This is a genomic window from Sulfitobacter sp. AS59, from assembly GCF_038899995.1.
GTDB lineage: Bacteria > Pseudomonadota > Alphaproteobacteria > Rhodobacterales > Rhodobacteraceae > Sulfitobacter.
Genome location: NZ_JBBMQK010000012.1, coordinates 14,702 through 27,090, shown reverse-complemented (window position 1 = coordinate 27,090; position 12,389 = coordinate 14,702). Strand labels below are relative to the sequence as shown.

General features: G+C 56.7%; 9 protein-coding genes and 2 pseudogenes. 3 read left to right on the top strand and 8 right to left on the bottom strand.

The annotated features are described in order from the left end of the window. Nucleotides 1-73: 73 nt before the first annotated feature. Both WNY39_RS17340 and istA read right to left on the bottom strand, forming a co-directional pair. Nucleotides 74-364: pseudogene (locus tag WNY39_RS17340) on the bottom strand (ATP-binding protein); the annotation flags it as partial. After that, on the bottom strand, nt 354-1,880 hold the full coding sequence (gene istA / locus WNY39_RS17335; RefSeq protein ID WP_342847566.1) for an IS21 family transposase: 1,527 nt from the start codon (nt 1,878-1,880) through the stop codon (nt 354-356). The pseudogene WNY39_RS17340 and the gene istA, both read right to left, overlap by 11 nt. A 233-nt stretch (nt 1,881-2,113) precedes the next feature. Here istA and WNY39_RS17330 point away from each other — a divergent pair, with 233 nt between their 5' ends. After that, nucleotides 2,114-3,436, top strand: coding sequence for a UDP-glucose/GDP-mannose dehydrogenase family protein (locus WNY39_RS17330; RefSeq protein WP_342847564.1), 1,323 nt, complete (start codon nt 2,114-2,116; stop codon nt 3,434-3,436). Between the two features lie 101 nt (nt 3,437-3,537). Here WNY39_RS17330 and tviB read toward each other — a convergent pair whose 3' ends face one another. Beyond that, entirely contained in the window at nt 3,538-4,809 is a 1,272-nt protein-coding gene (tviB, locus tag WNY39_RS17325; protein ID WP_342847562.1) for a Vi polysaccharide biosynthesis UDP-N-acetylglucosamine C-6 dehydrogenase TviB, read from the bottom strand. 22 nt (nt 4,810-4,831) lie between these two features. Next, nucleotides 4,832-5,842 carry a GDP-mannose 4,6-dehydratase gene (locus WNY39_RS17320; RefSeq protein ID WP_342847561.1) on the bottom strand — a complete coding sequence of 337 codons (1,011 nt, stop codon included), beginning with the start codon at nt 5,840-5,842 and terminating at the stop codon, nt 4,832-4,834. 344 nt (nt 5,843-6,186) lie between these two features. On the opposite strand from WNY39_RS17320, the pseudogene WNY39_RS17315 reads away from it, so the two are divergent. Both WNY39_RS17315 and WNY39_RS17310 read left to right on the top strand, forming a co-directional pair. Then, a pseudogene (locus WNY39_RS17315) lies at nt 6,187-6,330 on the top strand (transposase); the annotation flags it as partial. 211 nt (nt 6,331-6,541) lie between these two features. Beyond that, the gene (locus WNY39_RS17310; RefSeq protein ID WP_342847560.1) at nt 6,542-7,933 is read left to right on the top strand and encodes an MATE family efflux transporter; all 1,392 of its coding nucleotides are present in this window, start codon (nt 6,542-6,544) and stop codon (nt 7,931-7,933) included. Between the two features lie 13 nt (nt 7,934-7,946). Here the strand turns inward: WNY39_RS17310 and ccoS are convergent, their stop codons facing one another. Genes ccoS through ccoG form a run of 4 tightly spaced genes read right to left on the bottom strand, consistent with a single transcriptional unit; the run spans nt 7,947 to nt 12,246 of the window. After that, nucleotides 7,947-8,102 carry a cbb3-type cytochrome oxidase assembly protein CcoS gene (gene ccoS / locus WNY39_RS17305; RefSeq protein ID WP_341233684.1) on the bottom strand — a complete coding sequence of 52 codons (156 nt, stop codon included), beginning with the start codon at nt 8,100-8,102 and terminating at the stop codon, nt 7,947-7,949. After that, nucleotides 8,099-10,249 (bottom strand): heavy metal translocating P-type ATPase, encoded by a 2,151-nt coding sequence (locus WNY39_RS17300; protein WP_342847557.1) that lies wholly within the window; start codon nt 10,247-10,249, stop codon nt 8,099-8,101. The genes ccoS and WNY39_RS17300 overlap by 4 nt, the downstream gene beginning before the upstream one ends. Next, a complete protein-coding gene (locus tag WNY39_RS17295; protein WP_341233686.1) occupies nt 10,246-10,698 on the bottom strand; it encodes a FixH family protein in 453 nt (150 codons plus the stop codon). The genes WNY39_RS17300 and WNY39_RS17295 overlap by 4 nt, the downstream gene beginning before the upstream one ends. Continuing rightward, nucleotides 10,699-12,246 (bottom strand): cytochrome c oxidase accessory protein CcoG, encoded by a 1,548-nt coding sequence (ccoG, locus tag WNY39_RS17290; RefSeq protein WP_342847554.1) that lies wholly within the window; start codon nt 12,244-12,246, stop codon nt 10,699-10,701. Between the last annotated feature and the right edge of the window lie 143 nt (nt 12,247-12,389).

Genomic DNA, 12,389 nt, shown 5'->3' with positions numbered 1-12,389 from the left:
GAAATTTGGCTTCCCCATAACGGCCTCCTTGCCTCAAAGTTAGGGAAGAAAGCGTCTACAAATCTAAGGGCTATTCACAGCGATGGAGCTGGCGCACGAGGGCTTCGTTGATCTCACTTGCTGCAAAATTGAAGCCAGAGAGGTCCTTGTACGCCGGGAAGCGGGCGACCTTCATGTGGTAGGCGATTGAACGCACCTCTCGTTCAGCCATTTCCGCTTTACGCAACTGAGATAGCATGGGGACGGCTGCATCGAACGCAGGTGCCCCCTGTTCGATGAGATCACCGACAGCCTGTGCCATACCCGGCATCTTCAAGCTGCGCAGCATAATAACGATGGCGGCACCGGCGGGGTCATGACGCATGACGTGCCCCTCCCTGCCGTAGCCCGTCATAGCGGCTGACATTGGCTTCAGGCTCCTTATTCAGGGCCAGAGCCGACGGTGGCGTCACATCGGGTTGGTCGGTCGGAGTACCATCCACCAGCCTGTGAAGCAGATTCAGCACATGGGTCTTGGTTGGCACGCCTGCTTCCAGTGCCATCTCCACGGCGCAGAGCACGGCCTGTTCATCGTGGTGCAGGATCAACGACAGGATATCGACCATCTCCCGATCTCCTACGGGCTTGCGCAGCAACTGATCCTGCAATTGTCGGAAGGGATCGGGCATTTCCAGGAATGGAGCGCCGTTGCGCAATGCCCCAGGTTTGCGCTGAAGCACCGCCAGATAGTGCCTCCAGTCATAGATGACGCGGCCGGGTTTGTGGTGCGACCTCTCAATGATGCGCTCATGGGTGCAGATCACGGCCCCCTCGGCCACGATGACCAACTGTTCGGGATAGATGTGCAGGCTAACACGGCGGTTCGCGAAGCTGGCAGGCACAGAGTAACGGTTACGATCAAAGGTGATCAGGCAGGTTGGTGACACGCGCTTGCTCAGCTCAACAAAGCCGTCAAAGGCCGTTGGCAGCGGCATCAGTGCGGCTTTCTCAGCCTCCCAGGCATCGGCAATGCTTCCGGGCAAACTGCCATGCGCCGTCTCAGCCCACAGCAGCTTGCAGCGATCTTCCAGCCATTCATTTAGGGCCTCAAGGTCAGGGAAGACAGGCGCGACTTGCCACAATCGATGGCGCGCATCGCGGACGTTCTTCTCAACCTGGCCTTTCTCCCATCCTGCAGCTGGATTGCAAAACTCCGGCTCAAAGACGTAGTGGCTGGTCATCGCCAAAAACCGTGCGTTCACATCGCGTTGCTTGCCCCGCCCAACCCTGTCCACGGCCGTCTTCATGTTGTCATAGATGCCACGGCCCGGGATGCCACCGAACACACGGAAAGCATGCCAGTGAGCATCAAACAGCATCTCGTGGGTCTGCAACAAATAAGCCCGCACCAAAAACGCGCGACTATGTGACAGTTTGATATGGGCGACCTGAAGCTTGACGCGTTCGCCGCCGATAGTGGCCCAATCCTCGCTCCAGTCGAACTGGAACGCTTCACCCGGTTGGAAAACCAACGGCACGAACGTTCCCCGCCCGGTGGTTTGCATTACATGCTGCCGGTCTGCCTTCCATCCCCGTACAAAGGCCGCCACGCGTTCATACGATCCATCAAAACCAAGCTGCACCAGATCCGCATGCATCTGCTTGGCCGTGCGTCGCTCCTTGCGCGACTTTCGCTGCTCGGTCAGAAGCCAGCCCGACAGTTTCTCGGCAAATGGATCCAGCTTGCTTGGCCGCGTCGGCGTTCGGAAATTGGGCTCAACGATGTCAGCCCGCAGGTACTTCCTGATGGTGTTGCGAGACAGCCCAGTCCGCCGTGAAATCTCGCGAATGGGCATCTTGTCCCTCAAAGCCCATCGTCGAATTACGCTCAAAAATCCCATGTCTATCACTCCAATAACCCCCGACAAATCCCGTCAGGGGCACGGTTACACATGGGTCAGTTCTCAGTGACAATTCTGACCGCTACCGGGTCAGTTCTCGGTGACATTCAACAGCGATGGAGGAAAAATCCCGTGGCAGGTCAACGTCAAGTTCACCAAAGCGTATTCAATAAATTGACACAGCAGGCTATTTATTTCAGGTGATACACACATTGATTTAGAAAGTTTGTTTTATGAAAATTGCTATGATCGGTACCGGATACGTTGGGTTGGTGTCTGGTGTTTGCTTCTCTGACTTTGGACATGATGTTGTCTGTGTCGACAAAGATCCGAAGAAGGTCGAGCAACTCAAGAACGGTGTAGCCCCGATTTATGAGCCTGGTCTTGAAGACCTCATGGCCAAGAACGTCAACGCGGGCCGTCTTTCTTTCACGGGCAATTTGGCCGAGGCCGTCGACGGTGCTGACGCTGTCTTCATCGCGGTTGGGACACCGACGCGCCGTGGGGACGGGCATGCGGATTTGACCTACGTCATGGCTGCTGCAGAAGAGATTGCGACCGCGCTGACCGGCTATGCCGTAGTCGTCACTAAGTCTACCGTGCCAGTGGGCACCAACCGTCAGGTCAAACAGGTTGTTTCTAAAGCGAACCCTAAGGCAGAATTCGACATTGCATCCAACCCCGAGTTTTTGCGGGAAGGGGCTGCGATTGACGACTTCATGCGCCCTGATCGTGTTGTTGTGGGTGTGCAGAATGAACGGGCGGCAGAGGTGATGAATGAAATTTATCGCCCTCTCTACCTTCGTGAGTTCCCGATCATGGCAACCGATCTGGAAAGCGCTGAGATGATCAAATATGCGGCCAATGCGTTCCTGGCGACCAAGATTACCTTTATCAACGAAATCGCCGCTTTGTGTGAAAAGACCGGTGCTGACGTCAAAATGGTGTCGAAAGGTATGGGCCTTGATGGCCGTATTGGCGAAAAATTCCTTCATGCAGGTCCTGGGTATGGGGGCAGCTGCTTTCCTAAGGACACCCAAGCTCTGGCTCGTATTGGGCAAGACCATTCGACACCGATGCAGTTGACTGAAACTGTGATCAAGGTGAATGATCAGGTTAAGCGCCGTATGATCGATAAGATCGTTGACCTGTGCGGGGGCTCGGTAAATGGCAAAGTGATCACTGTGCTGGGCGTGACTTTCAAGCCGAACACAGATGACATGCGTGACTCCCCCAGCCTGACAATAGTCCCATGGCTGGTCGGGAACGGTGCCAAGGTCTGCGTCGTAGACCCCCAAGGTAAGCGTGAAGGGGAGGGGCTGTTGCCAGGCGTCGCTTGGAATGAGGATGTATATAAAGCAACCCAGAACGCTGACGCGGTAGTAATCCTGACCGAATGGAACGAATTCCGCGCTTTAGATCTAAACCGGATTGCTAAACGTATGACGACGCCTGTCATGGCCGATCTCCGTAACATCTATGCGCCAAAGGATGTGAAGCAGGCAGGATTTACGGCCTATGTCTCGATCGGTCGCAAAGGGTTTGGAAACGAATAGTACTCCGTTCCGTATGATAGTCATCCAGACCAAAACTACTGATTTTTCGCGCGCGAAAAATCAGTAGTTAACATGTTTCAAAGGGCGGTGCCTTGTTCCGATTAAAGACGCAAAGCGCCCGTGCTTCGTGGTAGTATGCCTTTAACGTCGAAGATTATAGCCTTGGGCGCGCCATAATTGATAGAAATGTTTTCTCGTTCAAACACGCTGTGGGCCACAGCCACAACCACCGCGTCATACCCCCGAACATCAGGTGTTTCAGTCATCTCCACCCCATACTCGCGCTTAGCCTCTGCCGCATCGACCCACGGATCATAGACATCCACCTCAATCCCATAGCTCTCAAGCTCTCGGATAATATCAATCACGCGCGTATTTCGTAGATCCGGGCAGTTTTCCTTGAACGTCAGCCCCATAACCAACGCCCGCGAGCCTTTTACTGGGATGTCGCGGGCGATCATTTCGCGGACGGTGCGGCCGACGACGTAGCAGCCCATGCCGTCGTTGATGCGGCGCCCGGCGAGGACGACTTCGGGGTGGTAGCCGACAGATTGGGCTTTCTGCGTCAGGTAGTATGGATCAACCCCGATGCAGTGACCACCGACGAGGCCGGGGCGGAAGGGGAGAAAGTTCCATTTGGTGCCCGCCGCGTCGAGAACATCTTGGGTGTCGATGTCGAGCTTGTTAAAGATCAGGGCGAGCTCATTCACCAGCGCAATGTTTACATCCCGCTGCGTATTCTCGATCACTTTCGCGGCCTCTGCTACCTTAATGGACGGCGCTTTGTGCGTGCCAGCGGTGATGATTGAGGCATAGAGCGCATCGACCTTATCGGCGATTTCAGGGGTGGAGCCGGACGTAACTTTGACAATATTTGGCAGACGGTGGGTTTTGTCTGCGGGGTTGATCCGCTCGGGTGAGTAGCCGGCGAAGAAGTCTTGGTTGAAGGTCAGGCCGGAGGTTTTCTCCAGCACAGGGACACAGTCTTCTTCGGTCGCACCAGGGTAGACCGTGGATTCATAAATCACGATATCGCCGCGTTTTAGAACCTTGCCGATCGTCTCTGACGCTTTGAGCAGGGGGGTGAGATCGGGGCGTTTGTGTTCATCGATCGGCGTTGGGACCGTTACGATAAAGGTGGTACAGTCAGCAAGATCACCAAGCTGGTCGGTAAACGACAGATGTGCCGCTTCGGCCATTTCCTCGGCATTGACCTCAAGTGTGTTGTCTTTGCCCGCTCGCAGTTCGGCGATACGGGCGGTGTTAATGTCAAAGCCAACGACTTTGCGCTGCTTGCCAAATTCGACCGCCAAGGGCAGGCCAACATACCCCAAGCCGATCACGGCGATGGGGGCGTCATTCAGGGTCGGCATCGCAAACTCCTCGTTCTAAAAACTACTTGGCGTAATAGTCGCGGAACCAAGCTACAAATTCCCGAATACCATCCTTGATATCGGTCTGTGGTTTGTAACCCGTGAGGGTCTTTAGCAGTTCCGCATTCGCCCAAGTGGCGGGCACATCGCCCATCTGCATTGGCATGTAGTTACGGATCGCCTTTTGGCCAAGCTCTTCTTCGATTGCATCCACAAAATCAAGCAGCCGCACTTTGTCAGAGTTGCCGATGTTCACGATACGGTAGGGGGCCACGGGGGAGAGACTGTCGCCTTCGGGCACCTCGCGGTTGTCTAGGCGCACAGGGGGCGTGTCGATCAACAGGCGGATGCCGCGCACGAGATCGGTGACATAGGTAAAGTCACGGTGCATGTCGCCGTGGTTGTAGATATCGATGGGGCGCCCATCGAGGATTGCGTCGACGAATTTGAACAGCGCCAGATCTGGGCGCCCGTAGGGACCGTAGACCGTGAAGAAGCGGAACATCGTCGTCGGCAAATCCCACAAGTGAGCGTAGGAATGCGCCATCGCCTCATTTGCCTTTTTGGTGGCGGCATAGAAGGTGAGTGGGGTATCTGCCTTGTCCGTTTCAGCGAACGGCATGTCTTCGTTGGCCCCGTAAACCGAAGAAGTCGACGCCATTAACAGATGCTCAACCTTCAAGCGCCGCGCGGCTTCCATCACGTTGAATGTGCCGACAAGGTTACTGTCGAGATAGGCCCGCGGGTTTTCCAGCGAATAGCGAACGCCTGCCTGCCCCGCGAGGTGGACAATCACATCCGGCGCGAAATCATCCGTGATTTGCGTGATCAGCGCGTCGTCCTCAAGCATCCCCTCGGTCATCGAAAAATGCGGGTTCTGAAGCAGTATCTGATGCCGACGCTGCTTTAGCTTGACGTCATAGTAATCCGTCATGCCGTCAAATCCGTGGACGCGGAAGCCTTCGTCGAGCAGGAGTTGTGCGAGGTGGAAACCGATGAAGCCGGCGGTGCCGGTGATGAAGACTTTTCTCACGGTGGGGCTCCAGTTCTAATTATGTCGCATGATGACTAGCTGAGCCGCCAACCCAATGGAACAGTAAATATTATCTAACCTGTTGATCTGTCTCAAGTCCCCTCCAGCGCTGATTGCGGTCTTTGGGTTTGAAGCTTTGATGTTAGGCGGCCACCTATACACAGCTCTCCTTTGCAAGAACTCCATCGGCGTAGGTGTTGTCCAATACTGAGTGTGTTCGATGCCGGTTGTCGTCTCTCTGCCATTCTTCAGGGCTCTGTGGGCATTACATAATGCGCCTTACCAACTCTGCTTAAATGTTCGGCGTTTAGGGTTAGTCTGTTCTCCAGCTGAGGAGACAGACGATGAATAGAAGCCGTTTCAGCGAGAAACAGATCATTGGAATTTTGAAAGAGCATCACACAGGCCTTGGTGCGAAGGAATTGTACCGCAAGCATGGTGTCAGTGATGCGACCTTTTACAAATGATGCCCCAAGTATGCCGGCATCTAAGTGTCTGCTGTGAAGAAATTGAAGACGCTTGACCCGGAACAGTTTCAACATTACCCAGATCGCAGGCTGTAGACGCCTGCCTCCTGCTGACGTTTGTCTTGGTTAAGTTCTACGCTTGATTATTTCTATTACCTCTTTCCGCATGTCGCGCGGATGGTAACGCGGGTCCCATCTCTAGCTGCGCGATCAAGCGAGAGAGATATGGGATATGTCTGATACCCCCACAAATACCTTCACCGATGGGCCCCTGGGCACCATCTATCTGAAAACAGCCCTGCCGATCATTGTTGTGATGGGGATGAACGGGCTTTTATCCGTCGCTGACGCGCTGTTTCTGGGCATCTATGTCGGCCCCGAAGCGCTGGCGGCGGTCACGCTGATGTTTCCGATCTATATGCTGATCGTCGCGCTCTCCACGCTGGTGTCGAACGGCATGTCCAGTTTGCTCGCCCGGTATCTTGGTGCTGGCGATTTGGAAGCTGCCCGCGCTGTGTTTACGGGCGCGCATGGGCTGGCAATTGGGCTGGGTGCCTGCCTGATCCTGTCGTTCCTCTTCCTGGGGCGGTCGATGACACTGCTCGCTGCTGGCGGGTCGGATGATCTGGCAGAGATGGGCCTAGTCTATCTACGGATCACTGTGTTCTTCTCGCCACTTCTATTCATCCTATCGGTCAATTCCGACGCTTTGCGTAACGAAGGCCGGGTGGGCTTTATGGCGGCGATGAGCCTGCTGGTCTCCCTTGCGAATATCGTATTCAACTATCTTTTAATCGCCCTGTTAGACATGGGCGTCGCGGGGTCTGCATATGGCACGGCTGCCGCGCAGGCGCTCGCGTTTGCGATTATTCTGGCTTTTCGTTTCTTGGGCGACACGTCGCTGCGGCCATCAACCTTACTGCACCATTCACTGCGTGGCGGCTGGGGCAGGATCCTTGCATTGGGTGCGCCGCAAAGCCTGAACTTCATCGGTCTGGCGCTTGGTTCGGCTGCAATTATGACGGCACTACAATGGGTTGATAGCCCCAGCTATCCCGATACGGTTTCTGCTTACGGCATCATTACCCGCGTTATTACCTTTGCCTTTCTACCGCTTTTGGGGCTGTCCTTTGCAATGCAGACGATCACGGGCAACAACTATGGTGCCGAACTTTGGCAAAGATCGGATGCCAGCCTGCGGATCGCGATATGGATCGCGTTCATATACTGCCTTGTGATCCAGTTGCTGGTGACGCGGTTCCCCAGCCAGATTGCGGGCGCATTTGTCGAGGACATGGACGTTATTGCCGAGGTGACCCGCATCCTGCCAATCATGACCAGCGTCTTTTTCCTGATGGGGCCATTAATGATGGTTGCCGCATATTTTCAGGCAATCGGGTCGGCGACCAAGGCCGCGATCTTGGGGCTGTCCAAAACTTACGTCTTTGCGATTCCGCTGACGTTCTGCCTGCCTGTTTGGTTTGGCGAGATTGGTGTTTGGTACGCAGGCCCGCTTGCCGAGCTCATGCTGCTTGCCCTTACGGGGCTGGTGCTTTGGCGCAGCGCGCAAGGGACCCAGCTGAAATGGGGCATCTTTCATCGTGAAAAGGCAGCGGTGTTATGAACACCTGAACCGGCTAGTCCTTGTCCGGTTCATCATCGTCTAGCAATAGCCGTGCGGCGCTGCCTTCGGCATCGTCGTATTGGCCGCTGCGCAGGGTCCATAGAAAACCGCACAGGCCCAAGCCGCCGAGGATGATGGACACGGGGATCAGGATCAGCAGGACATTCATCGGACAAACCTGACCCGCATGGCGTTGAGGATAACGGTGATCGACGACGCGGACATGGCTATCGCGGCGAGCAAGGGGGTCGCATAGCCGAGCAGGGCGACGGGAATCGCGATGGCGTTATACCCGGCAGCGATGGCAAAGTTCTGTTTCGACAGGCGCGAGGTGCTGCGTGCAATACGGATCAGCAGGGGGAAATCATCTAGGTTCTCGCGCAGCAGCACGACATCTGCCGCGTTTCGCGACGCATCCAACGCGGAGGACGGGGCCACGGAGGCATGCGCAGCGGCGAGGGACGCGGTATCATTTAGTCCGTCGCCGACCATGAGCACATGGTGCCCCTCGTTCTGCAATTCGGTCAGATAGGTGTGTTTCTCGGTCGCGCTTATTTCGGCGTGAATATTCTGAACGCCAAGCTGGCGCGCGAGGGAGCTGACCGTGCCCTGCCTGTCACCGCTAAGGATTTGCGGTGGAATGCCCAAATCACGAAGCCCTTGAAGGGCCAGATCAACACCTTGGCGTGGGGTTTCGTGTAGGGGGAGTTCGACCGCTGGCTGTTCCCCGATTTTCAGCCCAAGCCCGTCAAAAGAGGCACCAAGCCATACGCCGCGTCCAAGCTTGACGGTTTCACCCTCGCAAACCGCCTGCATGCCGTTGCCTGAAACTTCAGAGATATCGGCAAGCGATGCTGCGGGTGCATCGGGTAAGGCACCGATCAGCGCGCGTGATACGGGGTGGTCAGACGCTTGCGCCAACCCGCGTGCGATGGCGGCCTGTTCGGCTGTCAGATGATCCAACCGCGCACTGCCCCCGGCAAGCGTAAGCGTTCCGGTTTTGTCAAAAATTGCGACATCAACCTCGGCCAACCGTTCCAACGCGGTGCCTGATTTCACCAAAAAACCCAACCCATACAGCCGCCCGATTGCTGCGGTGGCGACAGCAGGCACAGCCAGACCAAGAGCGCAGGGGCAGGTGATAATCAGCACCGCAACGGCGATATTCAACGCATGCCGGACGTCGCCATCAATCAAAATCCACGCCACGAAGGACGCGAACGCCAGCAGATGCACCGCTGGTGCATAGATACGCGCCGCGCGGTCGGCGAGGTTGGTATAGCTGTTGCGGCTGTTCTCAGCCATCTCAACGAGATGCGCGACGCGCCGCAACGTTGTGTCGTCGCCGACGGCGGTGGCGGTCATCTCGAACGGGGCACCTAGGTTAATCTCGCCGGCCTGTACCTGTTGACCTTTCGCAAGTGTGATCGCGGCGGATTCACCGGTCAGGAACGACCGATCCGAAAGCGCCTGCGCGCTGTCCAAACGGCCATCAACGGGCACTCGCACTCCCGACGGGATCAGCAGATGGTCACCAACAGCAAGGCTGGACACTGGTGTTTTGACGGCCTTGCCGTCCTCGATCCGTTGGGCTTGGTGGACCTCAAGTGCTGCCAGTTCCTTGGCCGCGGATCTGACCGAACTGCGCGTGTGATGATCCAGATAGCGACCGATCAGCAAAAAGAAGGTCAGCGAAAGTGCCGCGTCGAAATAGGCATGCGCGCCGCCGTTCAATACCTCGTACAGGGACATGCCCGTGGCCAGTAAAATCGCCAGCGAAATCGGCACGTCCATGTTCAGCCCGCGCACCCGCAGGGCAGACCACGCGCTGGCGAAAAACGGTTGCCCGCAATACAGCACCGCAGGCAAGGAAATCGCGGCAGAGATCAGGTGAAACAGCTCGCGGGTGGTATCGGTGGCACCCGACCATATCGCGACTGAAAACAGCATGACATTCATCATCGCAAAGCCAGCCACCGCCAGACGCACCAACAGGTTGCGGCCCACGCTGTCTTGGCGTGTTTCAAGCATCCCGACGTCCAGCGGATAGGCGTCATATCCGATAGACTTTAGCGCCGCGACGATTGCGTCAGTGTCGAGATCATCGCCATAAACCGACAGCTGCTTGAGCGACAGATTGACCCGCGCGCTATTCACATCGGGCATGGTATTCAGCTTGCGTTCAACCTTGCCGATGCAGGCCGCGCAATGGATGGTGGGCAGGGATAGGACAACAGCAGGGGCCGCATGGTTTTCGGCGTGTTTCAACGCCAACGGGGCCGCAACGCAGCCCGGACATGCCGCAACCATTGTCATTTCTGCACCCTTACAATCACACGCTGCTGAAACAATGCTCCGTCAATGGACCGCATTTTCAGCCGCAGGTTCCAGTTGCCTGCCCCCGCATCAACATCGGCCACATACGACTGGCCGTTGAACTTGAAGTCCGGAGTTTGATCAGCGGCAACGCTGGTGGCGCGGCCAAAGATGGCCTCTTCAATCACGGGGGAAACCGGCGCGTCACCTTTCAGGATTGTCAGCACCAGATGATCGCCCGTCAACGTCGCTGCGACATCCCAATTCAGCGCCTCTTGCGTCGCGCGGTCCGCGTCGAAACTTTGCGAAGCGACATAGGAATTCTTGACCTCAAGGCCCGGAAAGGTGCGCACGGCGTTGAATGCCAGCGTCAGATTGACGGCGATGATGACGCCAAAAGCCATCGCAAAGCCCGTGAAAACATGCCAGCCTTTAAGCTCGTGTTGCATCTAGTTTCCCTTTCCATTGAACGTTGTCGCTTTGGACGCACGTGTTTGTGCAGTGGTGTCTTCGACCCAAATACGCAGGTCGGTTGCGGCGCTATTTGCTGCCTGATCTTGCGGACGGGCCGTAACATAGACACGCTGCAGAACCGTTGTATCTGCCGGAACATTCAGGGACAGATCATCGGTCCCTTCCAGTTCGATGCGCAGGGTTTCATCGCTGCTCAGCCGCAAGCGGAAGTCGCGGTCTTCCCCTGATTTATTCCGCAAACGCACGTCATAAATGTTGCGGATCGTGCCGTCGGACAGGGTCACATAGGTCGGGTTACGCACCGGGCTGACCGTCAGTTCAATGTCGGAGCGGACAAACAGCGCATAGACAAGCCCCAGACCGATCAGCAACCAAATGGCGGTATAGAGGATCGTGCGGGGCCGCAGGATGTGTTTCCACAAGGGTTTGACAGGCGCGCCCGCACGTTCGGCGGTCTCGTCGGACAGGGCCAGATAATCAATCAACCCGCGCGGTTTGCCGATCTTGTCCATGACGTCATCGCAGGCGTCGATGCACAGCGCACAGGTGATACATTCCATTTGCTGACCGTTGCGGATGTCGATGCCCATGGGGCAGACGTTCACGCAGGCCATGCAATCAATGCAATCGCCCGTTTCGGCGACAGGTGGCAGGACGGGCGCGGCGGGCTTGGCATCCTGACGGTACGGCGTGCCGGGATAGCGTGCTTCGCCGGGGCCAGCGGCCTGTGCGTCGGCTTCGGCTTTCAGGGCTTGGGCCTTGCTGCGGCGGCGGTTGTTGGCCTTGCCACGCGGTTCACCGCGCCAATCGCGATAGGCGACGGTGATGGTATCGGGGTCCATCATTGCGGCTTGGATGCGGGGCCAGGGGCACATGTAAATGCAGACCTGTTCGCGCAGGAACCCGCCAAAGATAAAGGTCGTCGCGGTCAGAATCGCGATGGTGATATAGGCCGCCGGATGCGCCGTGAGGCTGACCAGATCGCGGGCCAATGTTGGCGCGTCGGTGAAATAGAACACCCACGCCCCACCCGTCGCCACAGCGATCGCCAACCATACTGCCCATTTGGTCAGGCGCAGCCGCCATTTGCGAAAGCCCCAGCTGGCCTTGTGCAGTCTGACGCGGGCGTTCCGGTCGCCTTCGATCCAGCGTTCGACAAGGATAAACAGATCGGTCCAGACGGTTTGCGGGCAGGTATATCCGCACCAGACCCGACCCAGTGCAGACGTGAACAAAAACAGCCCCAAGCCCGCCATGATCAGCAAACCCGCCACGAAATAGAATTCATGCGGCCAGATTTCGATCCAGAAGAAATAGAACCGCCGGCTGGCCAGATCGACCAAGACCGCTTGGTCCGGCAAGCTGGGCCCGCGGTCCCAGCGGATCCATGGGGTGATATAGTAAATGCCCAGCGTGACGATCAGGATCGCCCATTTGAAACGGCGGAAAAACCCCGTGACCTTGCGCGGAAAAATCGGTTCGCGCGGCGCATATAGGGATGGGGGGGATGTTTGATCGGTCATATGTTTCTTCCTGTTCGCCCCATTCTTTAGCCGGGTTCAGGGCCGCCCATATTGATCTTGATCAACAAACATCCCCGAAGCGGCAAGTTTTGCGAACAGGCACGCTTTCGGGGATGGACCAGTTGGGGACGCAACTGGTTGCT

Coding starts and splice junctions, on each gene's coding strand:
- istA (WP_342847566.1), bottom strand. CDS start 1,880: ATGGGATTTTTGAGCGTAATTCGACGATGGGCTTTGAGGGACAAGATG.
- WNY39_RS17310 (WP_342847560.1), top strand. CDS start 6,542: ATGTCTGATACCCCCACAAATACCTTCACCGATGGGCCCCTGGGCACC.
- WNY39_RS17300 (WP_342847557.1), bottom strand. CDS start 10,249: ATGACAATGGTTGCGGCATGTCCGGGCTGCGTTGCGGCCCCGTTGGCG.
- WNY39_RS17330 (WP_342847564.1), top strand. CDS start 2,114: ATGAAAATTGCTATGATCGGTACCGGATACGTTGGGTTGGTGTCTGGT.
- ccoG (WP_342847554.1), bottom strand. CDS start 12,246: ATGACCGATCAAACATCCCCCCCATCCCTATATGCGCCGCGCGAACCG.
- ccoS (WP_341233684.1), bottom strand. CDS start 8,102: ATGAATGTCCTGCTGATCCTGATCCCCGTGTCCATCATCCTCGGCGGC.
- tviB (WP_342847562.1), bottom strand. CDS start 4,809: ATGCCGACCCTGAATGACGCCCCCATCGCCGTGATCGGCTTGGGGTAT.
- WNY39_RS17295 (WP_341233686.1), bottom strand. CDS start 10,698: ATGCAACACGAGCTTAAAGGCTGGCATGTTTTCACGGGCTTTGCGATG.